At 48.5% G+C, this 21272-nt stretch carries 3 protein-coding genes; 2 read left to right on the top strand and 1 reads right to left on the bottom strand.

What is annotated here, in order from left to right; genetic code table 11:
* Nucleotides 1-105: 105 nt before the first annotated feature.
* Entirely contained in the window at nt 106-19359 is a 19254-nt protein-coding gene (locus R7P64_RS03285; protein ID WP_318123162.1) for a tandem-95 repeat protein, read from the bottom strand.
* Nucleotides 19360-19541: 182 nt separating this feature from the next.
* Here R7P64_RS03285 and R7P64_RS03280 point away from each other — a divergent pair, with 182 nt between their 5' ends.
* Together R7P64_RS03280 and R7P64_RS03275 are read left to right on the top strand one after the other, a co-directional pair.
* Nucleotides 19542-19910 carry a hypothetical protein gene (locus tag R7P64_RS03280; protein ID WP_031777210.1) on the top strand — a complete coding sequence of 123 codons (369 nt, stop codon included), beginning with the start codon at nt 19542-19544 and terminating at the stop codon, nt 19908-19910.
* A 9-nt stretch (nt 19911-19919) separates the two neighbouring features.
* Entirely contained in the window at nt 19920-21269 is a 1350-nt protein-coding gene (locus R7P64_RS03275) for an HlyD family type I secretion periplasmic adaptor subunit (protein ID WP_318123161.1), read from the top strand.
* Nucleotides 21270-21272 lie beyond the last annotated feature (3 nt).

The raw sequence follows: 21272 nt of genomic DNA, 5'->3' as shown, positions 1-21272 counted from the left end.
TTTTTCTACAGCTCATAGAAAGAAGCCCAACAAAAAAGCCATGCAAAGTAGGCTCTGCATGGCTTTGGTTTGGGCAGCAATGACACTGCCCTCGTCTATGACTAGTTACATTGAGCTTTGATCGAAATCGTTGCCTTGGTCAGTACCCGTTTGAGTATCCGAGTCGAAGCTGCCAGAGTCATCCGTGAAGTCAACACCTTGCTCTTGACCTCCCGCACTTGTCCAGTCGCTGCCGCCAGATTCCATACCCGCCATGTCTGGTTGCTGATCTTGAGCAGAACCTTGCATGGTGTATTGATCATCGACTTCAACTTCAACTGTGCCACTCGCACCTTCTACCGCGCTGCCCAATTCGTCGTAACCTTGGAATTGGATTTCGCTCGTACCTTCGTAACCTTCTGGTAGGTCAACCGATACTGGTTGGTTCAGGTTGCCACTTAATGTGAAGCTGCCATCGCCATTATCCAGTGCGTTGCTTACTGATGCACCATCAGGTAGACCGGACATTTCTGCATAATCCACCGATTCGTTACCACTGACCTCATCTGGAACCGAGATAGAAATGGTATCGCCTGGTGCTGCAGTCACATCAGCTGCGCTCTCCTCTTCACTGTCTGCACCGTTTGCTGCTTGCTCTTCAGGTTGTTGCGCTTCGCCAACTTGCTGCTCTGCTGATGCTTGAGCAGCTTGAATTTGTGGCTCGTCACTTTGCGCTGAATCGTCCGCAACTTGGATGCTCAGATTCTGAGTCGATACTTCACCATTGTCGTTGACCTGAACATCCATAGCCAAATTGCCATCGAAGTCATCGTTCGGCCAGTATGTCCACTCTTCATCATCTGATTTCGCGAAGAAACCAGCATCGTTTGCATCGGCTACATCCAACACTTCTGCTGAAGGGCTAATGCCAAGCTCATCAATCAACTGTGCTTCCGTTAGTGTTAGTGAACCATCATCAGCCAGTGCGTAGCCTTCGCTAGTTGTGGTTTCACCCTCACCTTGGATGTCGACATTAAAGAAGCTCTCAATGCGGTTTTCACCGTCAGTTGCAATGAAGCCAACTTGAACATCTCCGGTGTAGCCTTCTGCTGGTGTGAATTGGTAGTTACCTTGGTTATCGGTCTCTATCACACCTTGACCTTCCATTAGGCTCACTGATTCAATGCTCAAGCTGTCGCCTTCTGCATCGCTCAAGGTCGATAGCATGTCATCATTGGTGAACGACAAGGTGCCATCCGCTGCCATTTCTGTGGTAGAAATGCTGTCGATTTCTGGAGAAGCATTCTCTTGTGGCGCATCTTCTTTCACGACCACACCTGTTTGCTCATCATGAAGCACACCGTCTTTATCAATCACATAAGCGATGTCCGCTTCACCAGTAAAGCCTGGTGCTGGATTGAATGTCCATGTGCCATCACCGTTATCGACAATCTCACCTTGGCTGCGATCAGCTAGGTGAACGAATTTCACTTCATCACCCGCGTCAGCATCTACGTTCTCTGCCAATCCGATTAGGTCATCTGCGGTTAGGATAACGGACTCACCCGCTAGGGTTTCGAAGTCACCTGAATCGATGCCATCTTCGAACTCTTCTGGTTCGTCACCATAATCCACCGTTGTTGCGGTCACGGTTACGAAGAACTCGCCATTAAAGTCAGCTGGAGGCGTCATTTGCAGGTCTGAAATATCCCACTCGTTCAAGTCGATGTATTGACCCGGTTCCGTAATGGTAATGGTGTTCACACCATCCGTAACTTCGAAGCCAACAGGGAAACCAGTCATCACTAGGTTACTTAACGTTTCTGAATCGTCGATTAGACCGACATTCAAGCCTAGGTGACCTGTTTCGTCCTCACCGAAGACTAACGGACCATCATGGTCGGTTGTGATGACTGCGCCATCGGCAACAGGGCGAACAAACACTGGTACATCAAGTACCGTCTCAAACTCACCGTCACTTACCACAACTTGCAAGTCAGAAACCCCTGCAAAATCGCCAATCGGTGTGAATGTCCAAGTACCGTCACCGTTGTCCGTTACCTCACCACCATCTTCACCTTCTGCGGTGATAATGCGTGATACGACTAGGTTTTCAGTGTCGATATCGCCGAACAAGTTCATCAAGTCGCCAGCGTCGAAGGTGAATGCGCCATCCTCGTCGGTTGCCATAAAGGCATTACCCACATTGAATGGAGCATCGTTGACTGGAATAACATCCACATTCAACGAGCCTTCAACCACTTCTTCACCATCCGTCGCGGTATAACCCAGTTCCACCAAACCATTGAAGTCTTGAGTGGTTACCAAATGGTACATACCATCTGGTTGCTGGGTTAATGTCGCGTTTGCAGGCGCACGAACCGTGATGCTTTCTACGCTGATTTCGTCACCATCAAGATCCGTAACTTGATCAGCGATGTAAGCTGGGTCAATCACCATGACCACATCTTCTTCGCCTTGCATCTGGATGGTTGGCGCTTCTGGTGCATCGTTAACCGCTTCGATGTTTAGATTGCCTTCAACCGGCGTCACTAAATCACCATCGCTAACACCGAACGACATTGGCACATCACCATTGAAGTTCTCAGCTGGAGTGAATGACCAAGTGCCATCACCGTTGTCTAGCAAGTCACCGTATTGCTCATCAATCACTAGGTCGACAGCAGACAGTTCGTCGTAGGTGTTGTCGATATCTGTCGCGTTAGCAAGCAACATGTCCTGAGTGATAAGAATGGTGGTATCTTCGGTGCCAGCAATATTCACTGGCGTTGATTGCGGCGCATCGTTAATTGGGTTCACCGTTAGGTCAACGCCCACTTCCACGCTCGCACCATCGTTATCAATCAAGTCGAAGCTTAGGTCGATATCGCCATTGAAGTTCACATCAGGCGTAATCGTAAAGCTACCATCTTGGTTCTCAACAACGGTTGCATTGGCTACCGCGGTTAAGTTCACTGCTTCTAGATTATCGCTGTCGACGTCACCCGCTTGAGCCAGTAACTGCTCTTGACTCAATGTGATTGAACCGTCTTCATCGACGCTGTAAGCCAAGTCGCCAGATACCGGAGCATCGTTGACTGGCAATACATCGATGTTCGCGTTGGTTGTCGCAGTTGCACCGTCTTCATCAGCCACTACTACGTCTAGGCTTACGCCACCATTGAAGTTTTCATTTGGTGCGAAGCTATAAGTGCCATCGTCATTCGCCGTTAGAATGCCATCGCTACCACTGTAAGAGACGCTTTCTAGGCTCACGTCACCTTCTACATCGCTTGATTGCGCTAGCAGTTGCTCTTCCGTGAAGATAATGACTTCGTCTTCATTGACAGAGTAACTTGTCGCACCTGCGATTGGTGGATCGTTCACCTCAAGAACGGTAATACCCGCAGTGGTTGAGTCTGTCGCACCCTCTTCATCGACAACTACAACGTCTAGGCTGACCTCGCCATTGAAGTTCTCGTTTGGAGAGAAGGTGTACGTACCATCGCCATTGTCTTGGAAGACGCCATCGTTGCCACTGTAACTCACGCTATCAACCGAAACATCGCCTTCAATATCTGACGAATTCGCTAGTAATTGCTCATCGCTGATGGTGATTGAGTTGTCTTCGTGTACGGTGTAAGACGTGCTACCTGCCACCGGTGGATCGTTCTCAGGCGTCACGCTTACATCGATATTCGCCGTCACGGTATCTGTGCCATCGGAAACATCGAAGGTAAAGTTTACGTCGCCATTGAAGTTTTCGTTCGGTGCGAAGCTGTATGTGCCATCGCCATTGTCAGTAAGAACACCGTCCGCGCCAGTGTATGTGACACCTTCTACCGATAGGTCATCGCCATCGATATCGGTTGCACCATCCAACAGGTCTTGATCAGTAAAGGTCAACACGCCATCTTCACCAATGGTGAACGCTTGATCTTCTGGCTGCGGTAAGTCATTAACTGGGTTAACCGTTAGGTCAGCCGTTGCAACGATAGTATCGCTGCCATCGTTGATATCGAACGTGATATCAATGTCGCCATTGAAGTTCGCGTCAGGCGTAATGGTAAAGCTACCATCATCATTAGCCGTAACCGTCGCATCACCGTCAACCACTAGGTTAGAAGCGGTTAGTGCATCACCTTCTACATCCGTTGCTTGTGCCAACAATTGTTCTTGGCTTAGCGTGATTGAGTTGTCTTCGTCGACACTGTAAGCCAAGTCACCCGATACTGGAGCATCATTGATTGGCAGAACATCAATGTTTGCCGTCGTCGAAGCGGTCGCACCATCTTCGTCCACGACTACAACATCAAGATTCACTTCACCATTGAAGTTTTGGTTTGGTGCAAAGCTGAACGTACCATCACCATTGTCGGTAAAGATACCTTCGCTGCCACTGTAGCTCACGCTATCTAGTGCTACCTCACCTTCAATATCGGAAGAGTTTGCCAACAACTGTTCTGCACTGATGGTGATAACTTCATCTTCATCAATGGTGTAACTGGTTGTGCCTGCGATTGGTGGATCATTCACCTCAAGAACGGTAATACCCGCTGTTGTTGTATCAACCGCGCCGTCCTCGTCAACCACGACAACATCTAGGCTAACATCGCCTGTAAAGTTTTCGTTTGGTGAGAAGGTGTAAGTACCATCGCCATTAATTTCTAGCACACCGTCGTTACCGCTGTAACTCACGCTACTGATCGCAACATCACCCTCGATATCAGACGAATTAGCCAGTAGTTGCTCATCACTAATGGTGATCGAGTTGTCTTCATGTACTGTGTAAGACGTGCTGCCCGCAACTGGTGGATCGTTCTCTGGCGTAACTGTTACATCGATATTTGCCGTCACGGTATCCGTGCCATCGGAAACATCGAAAGTGAAGTTCACGTCGCCATTGAAGTTCTCGTTTGGTGCGAAGCTGTACGTGCCATCGCCATTGTCGGTGAGAACACCGTCTGCACCTGTGTAAGTCACTCCTTCAACTGTTAGGTTGTCACCTTCTACATCCGTCGCGCCTGTTAACAAGTCAGCATCGGTGAAGGTAAGAAGACCGTCCTCACCCACGGTGAACGCTTGATCTTGTGGCTCTGGCGCATCATTGACTGGCGTTACCGTTAAGTCGAGACCAGCCGCAACCACTTCTTCGCCATCCGTGACATCGTAACTAAACTCAATGTCACCGTAGAAGTTCTCGCTCGGAGTAATGGTGAAGCTGCCATCCTCGTTCATTTCAACCGTTGCATTTTCATCATTGGTGCTCAGGTTGATTGCGCTTAGGTCGTCACCATCGATATCAACGGCATGCTCAAGTAACTGCTCTTGAGTTAGCGTAATGCTGTTGTCTTCGGCAGTTACCGCAGTGATATCACCCGTCACTTCTGGTGCATCATTGGTTGGCGAGATATGAATCGTCACATCTTGCGTCGCTGTCGCTGTGGTTCCGGTATCAACATCTGTAGAGGTTGCATTCACGGTTAGCGTCACATCGCCGTTGAAGTCCGCAGAAGGGATAAACTCTAGTCCTTCTAGCTCGCCTGGTTGTAGTGACCAAGTGCCGTCGCCATTATCAACACCCGCTGATAATGCGCTGCCTTCTGGCACATCTTCAATCAAGATAGCGAGGTTTTCTGAGCCATCGGTATCGGTCAATGCTGCATCGATATCAAGCGGCACAGGTGTATCTTCGGTACCAATGATTTGGTAATCCGCATCCGCTACCGTGATTTCGATGTTGTCGATACCGAACGATTCATCCCAAACGTCTTGATTCAAGGTTGAGCCGAAGCCCAGTTGCAATTCACCATCCTCGACAGGAACCGTTAGGTTGATTTGGTGAGCTTGGTCATTCCAACCACTGAAGCCTTCACGTTGAGAGGCTCCGTGGATCACTTCACCCACTTCATTACCATCTGAGTCGTAAAGCGTTGTCGTACCATCTTGAGTACGGAACGCGGAGTTTTCCAAGGTGGTTAGCTGTTCACCGCCCACAAAGATTTGGAACGACTCGCCATCCCAAGAATCGATTTCGTAGAAGCTAAACGATATATTCACTTCATTAACATCACTTGGGATCTCGTAGGTTTTGCTGACCGCTTCATCACCGCCAGTGCCACCAATACGACCCAGCATGTCGCCCGTTTCGAAGCCTTGAGAGCTTTCAGTGTTCGCGTTCCAACCGTTCGAGCCAGACTCGAAGTTATCAGACGCAATCACCAAGTCCGAAGCAATCGAAAGCTCTGGCATATCAACAACAGATTGAACATCAATGTTCGCTTCTGCTGGTACGGTTGCGGTGCCATCGTTGACATCAAACGTTACGTTCACGTTGCCATCGAAGTTTTCATTCGGTGCGAAGGTGTACGTGCCGTCACCGTTATCAACCAAAGTACCGCTGTCAGAAGCAACGTTTTCTACGGTTAGGTTATCACCATCGATATCACCTGCATTTTGCAGCAGTTGCTCTTCGGTAAAGGTGAAGCTGGTGTCTTCTTGCGTGACGAACTGTGGCTGACCAACCGTTGGCAAGTCATTCACTGGGTTCACAGTCAGATCGGCAGTCGCTTGAATGGTTGCATCGCCGTCCGTAATGTCGAAGCTCAGATCAATGTCGCCATTGAAGTCTGCATCCGGTGTGATTGTGAAGCTGCCGTCATCGTTTGCAACAACGGTCGCATTGCCGTCAACAGTCAGGTTGGATGCAGTTAGGTCATCACCATCCACGTCGCCTGCTTGTGCAAGAAGTTGCTCTTGGCTGAGAGTGATAGAACCATCTTCATCCACGCTGTAAGCCAAATCACCTGATACCGGAGCATCATTGACTGGCAATACATCAATGTTCGCGTTGGTTGTCGCAGTTGCGCCATCTTCATCGGTCACGACAACATCTAGGCTGACATCACCGTTGAAGTTTTCGTTTGGTGCGAAGCTGAATGTGCCATCGCCGTTGTCAGTAAAGATACCGTCGGAGCCGCTGTAGCTGACGCTATCAATCGCCACCTCACCTTCAACATCAGAAGCATTCGCCAATAGCTGCTCAGAGCTAATGGTGATGACTTCGTCTTCGTTCACTGAGTAGCTGGTCGCGCCGGCAATTGGCGGATCGTTCACCTCAAGTACCGTAATACCTGCGGTGGTTGAATCCGTCGCACCGTCTTCATCGACAACCACAACGTCAAGGCTGACTTCACCATTGAAGTTCTCGTTTGGCGAGAAGGTGTAAGTACCGTCACCATTGTCTTGGAACACGCCATCTGCGCCGCTGTAGCTGACGCTATCAACCGCGACATCTCCTTCGACGTCAGATGAGTTAGCCAATAACTGCTCGTTACTGATGGTGATCGAATTGTCTTCATGCACCGTGTAAGACGTGCTACCTGCCACCGGTGGATCGTTCTCTGGCGTCACGCTTACGTCAATGTTTGCGGTCACGGTCTCCGTGCCATCAGAAATATCGAAGGTAAAGTTCACGTCGCCATTGAAGTTTTCGTTTGGCGCGAAGCTGTAAGTGCCATCACCATTGTCGGTTAGGACACCATCAGCACCTGTGTAGCTCACACCTTCAACCGAAAGGTCATCGCCATCGATATCCGTTGCGCCATCAAGCAGATCTTCATCAGTGAACAGCAAGACGCCATCTTCACCAATGGTGAACGCTTGATCTTCTGGCTGTGGTAGGTCGTTAACTGGATTAACCGTTAGGTCAGCCGTTGCAACAATAGTGTCGGTGCCGTCGTTGATGTCGAACGTGATATCAATGTCACCATTGAAGTTCGCATCAGGCGTAATGGTAAAGCTGCCATCATCATTTGCCGTAACCGTTGCATCACCGTCAACCATTAGGTTAGTCGCGGTTAGCGCGTCGCCTTCTACATCCGATGCTTGAGCAAGAAGCTGCTCTTGGCTTAGCGTAATCGAATTGTCTTCATCGACACTGTAAGCCAAGTTGCCCGATACTGGCGCATCGTTGATTGGCAATACATCGATGTTTGCGTTAGTTGCCGCAGTTGCACCGTCTTCATCAACAACCACAACATCTAGGCTAACATCGCCATCAAAGTTGGCGTTTGGTGCGAAGCTGAATGTGCCGTCACCGTTATCGGTAAAGATACCGTCGGAGCCGCTGTAGCTCACGCTATCAATCGCAACTTCACCTTCAACGTCAGAAGCGTTCGCCAATAACTGCTCAGAGCTAATGGTGATGACTTCGTCTTCGTTCACTGAGTAGCTAGTCGCGCCTGCAATTGGTGGATCGTTCACCTCAAGTACTGTAATACCTGCGGTAGTTGAATCCGTCGCACCGTCTTCATCGACCACGACAACATCTAGGCTCACTTCGCCATTGAAGTTCTCGTTTGGCGAGAAGGTGTACGTACCGTCACCATTGTCTTGGAACACACCATCTGTGCCGCTGTAGCTCACGCTATCAATCGCCACTTCGCCTTCTATATCAGACGAGTTAGCCAACAGCTGTTCGTTACTAATGGTGATCGAGTTGTCTTCATGCACTGTGTAAGATGTGCTACCTGCCACTGGTGGATCGTTCTCTGGTGTGACTGTCACATCGATATTCGCAGTCACGGTATCCGTGCCATCGGAAACATCGAAGGTGAAGTTCACATCACCATTGAAGTTCTCATTCGGTGCGAAGCTATATGTACCATCGCCATTGTCAGTTAGGACACCGTCCGCGCCTGTGTAAGTGACACCTTCTACCGATAGATCATCGCCATCGATGTCCGTTGCACCATCCAACAGGTCTTGATCAGTGAAGGTCAACACACCATCTTCACCAATGGTGAACGCTTGATTTTGTGGCTGCGGCAAATCATTAACTGGGTTAACGGTTAGGTCCGCCGTTGCAACAATAGTGTCGCTGCCGTCGTTGATATCGAACGTGATATCAATGTCGCCATTAAAGTTCGCATCTGGCGTGATAGTGAAGCTACCATCGTCGTTTGCCGTAACCGTTGCATCACCGTCAACCACTAGATTAGATGCGGTTAGCGCGTCGCCTTCTACATCCGATGCTTGAGCAAGAAGCTGCTCTTGGCTCAGTGTGATTGAGTTGTCTTCGTCAACACTGTACGCCAAGTTACCCGATACTGGTGCGTCATTGATTGGTAAGACATCGACTGTGATGTAAGTATCAACCTCTGCGCCGTCTTCATCGCGAATGGTCACATCCAACTGCACTTGACCGTTGAAGTTTTCATTCGGTGCGAAGCTACAAGTGCCATCACCGTTTACTGAGAAGATACCATCTGGACCGTCGTAGCTGATGCCTACTAGCTCAACATCCCCTTCAACATCCGAAGCATTCAGTAGCACTTGAGATTCACTAAAGGTTAGAACTTGGTCTTCATCGATAGTGTATGCGGTAGGACCTGCGATTGGTGGGTCATTTACCTCAATCACAGTAATGCCTGCAGTGGTCGAGTCCGTTGCACCATCTTCATCGACAACGACAACATCTAGGCTCACCTCGCCGCTGAAATTTTCGTTTGGTGAGAAGGTGTACGTACCATCACCGTTGATTTCCAGCACGCCATCGTTACCGCTGTAGCTCACGCTATCAATCGCCACTTCGCCTTCTATATCAGACGAGTTAGCCAACAGCTGTTCGTTACTAATGGTAATCGAATTGTCTTCATGAACGGTGTAAGCCGTGCTGCCTGCAACCGGTGGATCGTTCTCTGGCGTCACTGTTACATCGATATTTGCCGTCACGGTATCCGTGCCATCGGAAACATCGAAAGTGAAATTCACGTCGCCATTGAAGTTCTCGTTTGGTGCGAAGCTGTAGGTGCCATCACCATTGTCAGTAAGAACACCGTCTGCGCCTGTGTAAGTGACGCCCTCAACAGATAAGTCATCCCCTTCAATATCGGTAGCGCCTGTTAGGAGATCCGCATCAGTAAAGGTCAGCACACCATCTTCACCAATGGTGAACGCTTGATCTTGTGGTTCAGGCGCATCGTTAACTGGTGACACCAATAACTCAAGGTTGGTTGAGACAACATCATCGCCGTCAGACACATCGAACGTAAAGGTGATATCACCATTAAAGTCCGCATCTGGTGTTAAGGTGTAAGTACCGTCACCATTGTCTGTGATGGTGATGTTTTCATCATCCGTTGCCAAGTTCAGTGCTGTCAGTTGGTCTCCATCCAAGTCACGCGCATTAGCGAGCAAATCTTCTTGCGTGATTAGGATTGAACCATCTTCTTCAACCACAGCAGAAACAGGCAATGCTTCAGGCGTATGTTCAATGTGAGCACCCGTTGCATTGACGTAGATGGTTTGAGAAACGGTTTCAGAATCATTATTTGATAGCTCTGTTGCCGTTGCCGTTACATTGATTTCTAGCTGTTGGTTAAAGTCTTCTGGCAATTGAATCTGTAGCTCTTGTTCAATTGCTGTGGTTGGAAGCGTTACAGAACCATCTGGACCGACTGTTACTTCACCGCTGTAGATCTGGCTGTTCACTTCACCTACATCAATGGTGAAGTTGAAGTCACTATAATCGGCATCGCCGCCACCGTAGAGATCTTCAAAGCCGTAAACCAGTTCACCGTCTTCGTTCACAGTAGTTCGAGTATGTTCAATGCCATCTTGGTTGAGCTCTGAGCTTGTGCCGCCATGGAAGACTGCATCACCAAATTGGCTTTGAATCACGGTTTCAGAACCATCAGCACCCACAAACACGAGTTGTGGGTCGACCGTATCCATGTTCGCAGGAGAGCCATCTGCCGCACGGAACTCATACTGGCCATCTTGCATGGACGCAAAGTCATTGAAGTTATGACCGTTAGGAATCAAGAATAGGTTGAAGCTTTCCCCTTCCGAGATTTGGAAGCTGAACTGATCTTGTCCCGGAATGAGGTCACCGCCTCCGCCAACTTGAGAGGCGTTTTCGTACACCACTTCAACGCCAGTGATATTGCCGTCTTCATCGACTTTGTAGTAACCCGCTGTGTTTTGGTAACCCGCGGTTTCACCTTCAAACGTAACCGTGATTTCAGTATCGTTGAAACTGGTGATACCGTTGTCTTGATCGTTAAGTACCCCTTCGTTGTCGTAGCTGATCACCGAACCTTCTGGAACGCCATCAACGGTCACAGTCAGCGTTTCTGACAAGTCTTGGTCAACCAATGCTGCGGCGATGTTCACTTCAACAATACCGCCTGGCTCAACCAAGATCGCTTGGTCATCCACGTTTCGACCATCGCCATCAGTGATGACTAGGTCTGGCGCATCTGCCACGGCTTCGATATGGACATTAATGTCTTGCTCAACTTCATCAGTACCGTCAGAAACCGTAAAGCTGAACTGCAAGTCACCACTGAAGTGCTCTTCTGGTACGAAGCTAAATGTACCGTCACCGTTGTCAGTTACAGTACCTTCATCACCCGAGTAGTTAATGCTGGTAACGGTGAGGTCATCACCATCAATATCAATCGCACCACTTAGCAGATCTTCTTGCGTGAACAGGATGCTGCCATCCTCTTCAATGTGGTACATGCCAGGCGCAACAATTGGAATGTCATTGACTGGGTTCACCGTCAATGTCATTTCATTGGCAACACTCAATTCACCATCGCTCACTTCATAAGTAAACTCGATGTCTCCATTGAAGTGTTGTGAAGGCGTAACGGTAAAGGTGCCGTCACCGTTATCCACGATAGAGGCATTCGGATCATTGGTTTCTAGTGCCGTTGCGTATAGGTCATCACCATCTTGATCGCTGGCGTTTTCAAGCAGCATTTCTTGTGTCACGAGAATAGAGCCATCCTCGTCCACGTCTGCCACGATTGGCGCTGCTTCTGGTGCGTCGTTGACGAACTCAACTTTCAAGTCGATGTTTGCCGCCACCACATCGGTGCCATCACTCACATCAAACGTGAGGTCAACATTACCAAAGAAGCCCTGCTCTGGCGTTAACGTGTAGGTGCCATCGCCATTGTCTGTCACTTGAACCATATCGCTTAAGCTCGTCACGTTCACAACAGATAAGTCATCGCCTTCGATGTCCGTCGCTTGAGCCAGCAGCTCTGCTTCAGTAATCGTGATGGCTTCGCCGTCTTCTGTAGTGAAGGACAAATCAGGCACATCTGGCAGGTCATTCACAGGGTTAACGGTGAGGTTTAGATCTGCAGCGACGGTTTCAATCGCGTCAGTTACGTCATAAGTAAATTCGATTTCACCAAAGAAGTTTTCACTCGGTGTAATCGTGAAGCTACCATCAGCGTTCTCAACGATGGTTGCATTAGGATCGTTGGTCGACAGGTTCACCGCTTCAAGGTTGTCACCATCCACGTCCGTCGCGTTCGCTAACAAGTCTTCTTGAGTGATGGTAATTGAGCCATCTTCATCGACGACCGCATCAACAGGGCCGCTGACCTCTGGACCTTCGTTGACGATCTCAACATCGATCTTCGCTGTGCTTGGTGCGCTTGCTTGACCATCGCTGATGTCGAAGGTCAGGTTCACTTCGCCGTAGAAGTTCGAAGTTGGCTCGAAGGTAAAGGTGTTGTCGCCGTTGTCTGTCAACGTACCTTGTGACTGGTCAACAAGCAGCAGGTTCTCGATATGCAGAATGTCGCCATCCACATCGGTCGCACCTGATAACAGGTCTTTTGCTTCGATGATGATGGTGCCGTTTTCTAGCATTTGAGTATGCAGCGGCGCACCAGGAACTGGCACATCGTTGACTGGAATAACGGTCAGATCTAGATGGGTATCGACTTCATCGGTGCCATCGAAGACTTTGTAATCGATGTCGACTTCACCATTGAAGTTTTCATTCGGCATAAAGGTGTAAGTGCCGTCGCCATTGTCGACAAGCTCACCGTTGTCACCGCTGTAAGAGATATCAGAGATAGACAGCGCATCGCCTTCCACGTCACTTGCATTGGCAAGCAAATCATCCGCGCTAAACGTAATGCCCACATCCTCATCAGTCGACAACACAATCGGACCAGAAACGATTGGCGCATCGTTTACTGCTTCGAAGTTGATGTTGATGATGTTGTCGTCGGTGAGTTCACCATCCGTAACTTGGTAACCAAGCTCAATCTCACCATAGAAGTTCTCATCCGGTGTGACTGTCCATGTACCATCGCCGTTGTCGGTTAACGTAGCGTGCTCCGCGTTATCCCCCACCAGCTCTAGGTTTTGAATATCAAGAACGTCACTATCGATATCACTCGCTTGTGCGAGAAGCTGCTCTTCAGTGATAACCACAGAGGCAAACTGCGTAGAACCTTCGGTATCGATGGTCACATTTGGCAGATCAGCCGTCAGTTCGATTTCACTGTCACCTTCACGGATATTCAGTTCTACCGTTTCCGTGATTTCCGTGCCGTCCACGCCAATAGATGTGAACACCGCTTCATCATGACAAGTTTGCGAAACCGTCATGTTTTGAACCACGTAAGTACCGTTACCTTGAATCGTACCTAGCTCAAAGTAAGATACCGGTTCGTTCACCGTTAGGGTGTAATCCGTCTCATAGCTACCACGATCTTCTTTGTGGTAAGTCATCGAGTCGATCAAGTCACCATCAGAGTTAAAGGCGCGAATTTCGACTTCCGTAAAGTGGCGAGACTCTTCCATAAACCAGCCGCCTAGACCATCTAGGTGGAAGCTGATTTCGTTGATGTCTTGGCCTTCAACGGTCACAGTCAGTTTTTCATCACCGCTCAAGCCTTGGCGGTCAGTATCGCCAATACCGTGACCGATGTGTGTTTTACCATTCCACGCACCGAGTGGGTCGTCATTACTTTGAACGGTAACTTTCAAATCACCATCAACAAACTCACGTGTGTAAGGGTCAACAGCAGTCCCCCAATCATCGAGGCTAGCGTTGTCATCAAAGGTACCAATTTTACTCGTATGCGTACCGTTCGCCAATGCATCATCGTTTGGAATGAAGCGCACTTCCGTGTCTGCAGGCACCTCCTGCCCGACTTCTAGCTGTACCCATTCGTCATTTAGATTTGCTTCAATGATGCCGTTTTCAGGGGCTTGGTCGAGACGTAACGCAGGCTCTTCACGCAGAGAAACACCCACTGTTTGGTCTTCTTCTGCTTGAATAAAGATCTCGTCGCCCGCTTCTGGCGCATCGTTGACAGGATTAACGGTCAGATCCAACGTGGTCAGAACATCATTTTCGCCATCGCTGATGTTATAAGTGAAGTCCAACTCACCGTTAAAGTTTTCCGTATGCGTAATGGTGAATGAACCATCATCGTTGGCTACGATCGTCGCATCTGGGTCATTGGTTTGTAGATTGCTGGCAACAAGGTCATCACCTTCAATGTCTGTCGCATTCGCAAGCAACTGTTCTTGCGTGATGGTGATGGCGTTATCTTCATCCACTTCAGCTTGAATGCCTGATGTTTCAGGAGCGTCGTTCACCGCGATAACATCGATGCCTGCGGTTGTCGTATCCGTTGCACCATCTTGGTCGATGACCGTAACGTCGAGCGAAATGTTACCGTCAAAGTTCTCATTTGGTGTGAAGGTATATGTGCCGTCGCCATTGTCCACGAAGCTACCGTCGTTACCAGAGTAGCTAACATTCGCCAAGGCTACGTCGCCTTCCACATCAGAAGAGTTGGCTAACAACTGCTCGTCACTGATGGTGATTTGACCGTCTTCTTGAACCGTGTAAGACGTAGAACCTGCAACCGGCGGATCGTTCACTGGTGTCACGCTGACATCAATGAATGCTGGTGTTGAACCTGTGCCGTCAGACACATCGAATGTGAACTGAACATCACCGTTGAAGTTCTCATTCGGCGCGAAGCTGTAGGTGCCATCGCCATTGTCGGTAAGCACACCATCTGCACCTGTGTAGAGAACGTTTTCGATAGACAGATCATCGCCATCAATATCCGATGCGCCTTCCAATAGGTCTGCATCCGTGAACAGCAAGGTGCCATCTTCTTCTACCGTGAACTGTTGATCTTGCGCTTGTGGCAAGTCATTCACAGGATTAACCGTAATGTCCAGACCAACTTGTACCGAGCCACCATCGTTATCAATGATATCGAAGGTCAGATCTAGGTCGCCGTTGTAGTTTTCATCCGGTGTGATGGTGTAACTGCCATCATCGTTGTATTGAATCGTTGCGTTGTCATCTGTCGATAGATTGATGGCTTCAAGGTTCTCGCTATCAATATCGCCCGCTTTGGCAAGCAGCTGCTCTTGGCTTAGCGTGATTGAGCTGTCTTCGTTGATGGTGTAAGCCAAATCACCCGATACTGGTGGATCGTTGATTGGCAATACATCGACATTGATGTGCGTATCAACGGTTGCCCCATTCTCATCTTGAATGGTCACATCCAACTGAACTTGACCATTGAAGTTCTCGTTTGGTGCAAAGCTACAAGTACCATCGCCATTGACGGTAAAGATACCATCCGAGCCTTCATAGCTGATGCCAACAAGCTCTACATCGCCCTCGATATCAGATGCGTTAGCAAGAATTTGTGACTCACTGAATGTCAGTACTGAATCTTCGTCAATCGTGTAAGACGTTGGACCGGCAACTGGAGGGTCATTCACTTCAATGACGGTAATGCCTGCAGTCGTTTCGTCAATCGCACCTTGCTCATCCGCCACAATCACATCAAGGCTGATATCACCGCTGAAGTTCTCATTCGGCATGAAGGTGTAAGTGCCGTCACCGTTGTCTTGGAATACGCCATCGGTGCCTGAATAGGTCACGCTATCGATGGACACTGCGCCTTCCACATCCGAAGAGTTAGCCAGAAGCTGCTCGTCGGAAATGGTAATCGCGTTGTCTTCATCAACCGTGTAAGACGTAGAACCCGCAACCGGAGGATCGTTCACTGGAGTGACGCTCACGTCCACATTTGCTGGTACGGTTTCAGTACCGTCAGAAACACCAAAACTAAAGCTGACGTCTCCGTTGAAGTTTTCATTTGGTGCAAAGGTGTAAGTACCATCACCGTGGTCAGTCAGCACACCATCGCTGCCTGTGTAGCTAATGCCATCAACCGTTAAGTTATCGCCATCGATATCGGTCGCGCCAGCAAGCAAGTCTGCATCGGTAAACTGAAGCGTGCCATCTTCTTCAACACTGAACTGCTGGTCTTGAGGAACAGGAAGATCGTTAACTGGATTAACCGTTAGATCCGCCGTTGCTTGGATAGTGTCTGTGCCATCTGTAATGTTGAATTGGATATCAATGTCACCATTAAAGTCCGCATCTGGCGTAATCGTGAAGCTGCCATCGTCGTTCGCTGTGACGGTTGCGTTTCCATCTACAGTCAAATCGCTAGCAGTCAGACCATCTCCCTCAATATCAGACGCTTGAGAAAGAAGCTGTTCTTGGCTGAGTGTAATCGCACCGTCTTCATCAACACTGTAAGCCAAATCACCCGATACTGGCGCATCATTGATTGGCAATACATTCACATTAATGACGGTATCAACTTCTGCTCCATCTTCATCTCGAATGGTCACATCAAGTTGAACTTGCCCGTTAAAGTTCTCGTTTGGCGCGAAGCTGCACGTGCCATCATCGTTAACGGTGAAAATGCCATCCGGACCATCGTAACTAATGCCAACAAGCTCTACATCGCCTTCCACATCAGAGGCATTCAGCAGCACTTGCGATTCACTGAAGGTCAGAACTGAATCTTCATCAATGGTGTAAGAAGTTGGTCCTGCGACTGGTGGATCGTTCACTTCCAGCACCGTAATGCCAGCAGTGGTGGCATCCGTTGCGCCTTCTTCATCAGCGACGACAACATCAAGCGTAACTTCACCATTAAAGTTTTCATTTGGAGAGAAGGTGTACGTGCCGTCACCATTGATTTGCAACACACCATCGCTGCCAGAGTAGCTCACGCTATCAATCGAGACATCCCCTTCTAAATCCGAAGAGTTAGCCAGAAGCTGCTCGTCGGAAATCGTAATCGCATTATCTTCATCAACCGTGTAAGACGTTGAACCCGCAACCGGAGGATCGTTCACCGGAGTGACGCTCACATCCACATTGGCAGGTACGGTCTCAGTGCCGTCAGAAACACCAAAGCTAAAGCTGACGTCGCCGTTGAAGTTTTCATTTGGTGCAAAGGTGTAAGTACCATCGCCGTGGTCAGTCAGCACACCATCGCTGCCTGTGTAGCTAATGCCATCAACCGTTAAGTTATCGCCATCGATATCGGTCGCACCAGCAAGCAAGTCTGCGTCAGTAAACTGCAGCGTGCCGTCTTCTTCAACACTGAACTGCTGGTCTTGAGGAACAGGAAGATCGTTAACCGGATTAACCGTTAGATCCGCCGTTGCTTGGATAGTGTCTGTGCCGTCCGTAATGTTGAATTGGATATCAATGTCACCATTAAAGTCCGCATCTGGCGTAATCGTGAAGCTGCCATCATCGTTCGCTGTAACGGTTGCGTTTCCATCGACAGTCAAATCGCTAGCAGTCAGGTCATCGCCCTCAATATCAGACGCTTGAGAAAGAAGCTGCTCTTGGCTGAGTGTAATCGCACCGTCTTCATCAACGCTGTAAGCCAAATCACCCGATACTGGCGCATCATTGATTGGCAATACATTCACATTGATGACGGTATCAACTTCTGCCCCATCTTCATCTCGAATGGTCACATCAAGTTGAACTTGTCCGTTAAAGTTCTCGTTTGGCGCGAAGCTGCACGTGCCATCATCGTTAACAGTGAAAATACCATCCGGACCATCGTAACTAATGCCAACAAGCTCTACATCGCCTTCCACATCAGAGGCATTCAGCAGCACTTGCGACTCACTAAAGGTCAGAACTGAATCTTCATTAATGGTGTAAGAAGTTGGTCCTGCGACTGGTGGATCGTTCACTTCCAGTACTGTAATGCCGGCAGTGGTGACATCCGTTGCGCCTTCTTCATCAGCGACGACAACATCAAGCGTCACTTCACCATTAAAGTTTTCATTTGGAGAGAAGGTGTACGTACCGTCACCATTGATTTGCAACACACCATCGCTGCCAGAGTAGCTCACGCTATCTATCGAGACATCCCCTTCTAAATCCGAAGAGTTTGCCAACAGCTGCGCATCAGAAATGGTAATAGAGTTGTCTTCGTGAACCGTGTAAGACGTTGAACCAGCCACAGGAGGATCATTCACCGGCGTAACGCTCACATCTACATTCGCTGAAACTGTATCTGTGCCATCAGACACGTCGAAGCTGAAGTTTACATCACCGTTGAAGTTTTCATTTGGCGCAAAAGTGTAAGTCCCGTTACCGTTGTCGGTCAGGATGCCGTCGCCACCGTCGTAGCTCACGCCTTCAACTGTGAGGTTATCGCCTTCAATATCCGTTGCACCAGCAAGCAGGTCAGCATCGGTGAAGATCAGCGTGCCGTCTTCTTCCACCTCAAAGGTTTTATCTTCCGGCACTGGTGCGTCATTGATTGGACGAACAGTTAAATCAATCGAACTAGAAATGGTTTCTTGACCATCACTGATATCAAACGTTAAGTCGAGTTCACCATTAAAATCAGCTTCAGGTGTGACGGTATAAGTGCCATCACCATTATCCACAACTGATGCATTAGCACCCACTTGCACGTTAAATGCGGCAAGATCATCGCCATCAACATCACTCGCGTACCCGAGAAGTTGTTCTTGAGTGAAGGTAATAGTGCCATCTTCATCCATGATGTATGCCAGATCTTGCCCTACTTCTGGCGCGTCATTTTCACCTTCGACTTTAATTTGGAACGTCTCGCTCGTAGTTTCGGAGTCGAAATCGTCTTCTACTTGCGTCGTGGTTTCTTCGCTGGTGTCTTGTACATCCACCGCGAAGCTCTCTTCAGTGGTTTCTGAATCTAGCTCGTCACCACCTTGAGAACCTTCAGAGTCTGAAGAAGCACTTGGCGCAGATGAAGTTTGTACCGCTTGTCCTTGCGCTTCATTGCCTTCTGCGTCCGAACCACCTTCAGAGCCAGAGGCATCACCACCACCGACCGCTTGGGCACCCGCCCCAGAATCCGAACCACCGCTGCCCAGAGCCTCGTCACCTGATTCTCCGCTAGAAGCTACACTATCAACAACATTGGATTGTGCAGCGTCAGAGTCGCTGCTACTTTCAGTATCCTCTTCTTGAACTGCGCCACCCGAGCTCACTGCTTCTTCTTCCGTACCCGCGCCACTAGGATTTTCTTCCATCGCACGATTGGCTTCATCAACAGCATCTGCACTTTCAGCACCGGTCGCTACAGTCGAAGAGACGGTCGACTGCTGTTTTTCTTCTTTTGTCCCCGTATCCTTCGTTTCTGTTTGCTCTACCGCATCGTTAAGCTTTTCATTGTCTTTTTCTTGATTAGTGTCGCCTGCCATTACAGCCTCCGTTGCTTTTAGCTAACTGATCGTACTTAGAGGCAGTAAAGGACACCATTTTTAGAAACCAACTTTTTTATACAACTTTTTTCATACCTTTCGAGTTCCATAAAAACAAAAAAATTTGAAAACCCAGTATAAAGATCCTTACTTGTTGTCATTAAAGCAATTAGTGCGGTGGGATAATGATAAATATGACAAATCTGTTGCGCTCAGTCGACAACAGCCATAAAGGGCTGCAATTGCTATTAGGCGATTTTTACCAAGATTTCAGTGACGCAGGGATTGATATTGAGATGCTGCATAAACAAAACCGTTTTGAAGCACTCAGATGTTATTCAAAAAGACTAAAGACCATTCTCGTCTTGTTATGTGATGACGACTTACCACCAAAATTGGCAAAGCTTGAACACTTAAACAAACACCATTTCCCTGCTCCTAATGAATTGATTGAGGACGTTAAAACCGAGCTTAACAACGTAAACAAACAAATTAGCCAGCTGTTAAAAATCGAAAATTCAATCGATAGCCGCACTGGTAGTGAATCGTAGGGGTGGCTCATGAGTAATAAGCAAATAGAACATCACCTCAAAAAGGCGCTCGTTTCGAACAACGAAGCTTCGAAGGTAACAGCAGACGATACAATCGTGCTAGCCAGTGCAATGACCAGCGTACACAAAACCTTGCTGGTTATCTTTTTGCTTTCCATGGTGGCTATCGCCGTGGCATCTCAGGCTCGTATCGACATTGTGGTGTCGGTGCGCGGTGAGCTATTGCTCGAATCTGACATCGAAAAAGTGCAACACCTTGAAGGCGGTATTCTAGAAGAAATGCTAGTGCGCAAAGGCGAAGTGGTTTATGAAGGTCAACCTATTGCACGCCTTCGCTCTCTGGATAGAAACACTCAACTTGATACGGTAAACACAGAGATCATTCAGCTTGAGCTAGACAAGATTCGTTACGAAAGCCTGCGCGATATGGTGGAACCCGATTTTTCTGCCTACATCGAAAAGTACCCAGAATTAGTGCAAGTCAACATGAATACCTGGCAGCAAGAATTTTCTAAAAACCGTTCCAATGAAGAGTTGATCACTCACGATATCCAACATAAGAATTCGCTTATTGATTCAATGCTCAAGCGCCGTAAAAGCTCCGAGAACCAGCTCTCCTTGATACGCAAGCAGCTCAATATCAAGAACACCTTGTACAAAGAGGAAATGGCGTCTTACGTCGATGTTCTGAATATGCAGGTTCAAGAGTCAAACATGGTGCGTGAGATTGAAAACCTTGATGAGTCGGTCATGAATGAGCGCTTCCAACTCGACAAACTAGAGAAGCAGTACCGAGACTTGGTGGAGAATCGTAATGCCGAGTATCAAGCGCAAATCATTCAAGCAAACAAGGACTTAAAGTTGAAACGTATATTACGTCCTCAACACTCAGATAAAGTGGATCGCCTCGTGGTTTACGCCCCTATTGACGGTGTAGTAGATAAAGTGCACTTCAACTTCCGCTCCGCTGTGATACCGCCAGGTGAAAGCATCGCGGACATTGCACCGATCAATAACGCCCTTCACGGAGAGGCGAAGATCCCGCGTAAAGACATGGGTTTTGTAGAAATCGGACAAGCGGTCAAAGTGAAGATGGATACCTACAACTTTGCCAATTACGGATTTTTGGAAGGTCGAATTGCATCGATCAGCCGTTCTTCTTATGAAGAAGAAGACGCAGAATTCTATCTCGCGGAAATCCAAATCAGTCAAAACTATCTAGAGCGCGGAGGCACACAATACAAGCTGTCCCCTTATATGGAGTTTACCGCAGACGTGAAAACAGGTTCACGCCGGGTGATCGAATACGCAGCGAAGCCGGTTATGTCGGCTATCGAAGACGCATTCGATGAGAGGTGATGG

Source organism: Vibrio sp. 2304, from assembly GCF_033339475.1.
In the GTDB taxonomy this organism is placed as follows: domain Bacteria; phylum Pseudomonadota; class Gammaproteobacteria; order Enterobacterales; family Vibrionaceae; genus Vibrio; species Vibrio alginolyticus.
The sequence above is the reverse complement of the archived record's forward strand: the minus strand, read 5'-3'. Positions and strand labels throughout refer to the sequence as shown.

Excerpts from the sequence above, each read along its gene's own strand:
- R7P64_RS03285 (WP_318123162.1), bottom strand. The coding sequence starts at position 19,359 with ATGGCAGGCGACACTAATCAAGAAAAAGACAATGAAAAGCTTAACGAT.
- R7P64_RS03275 (WP_318123161.1), top strand. The coding sequence starts at position 19,920 with ATGAGTAATAAGCAAATAGAACATCACCTCAAAAAGGCGCTCGTTTCG.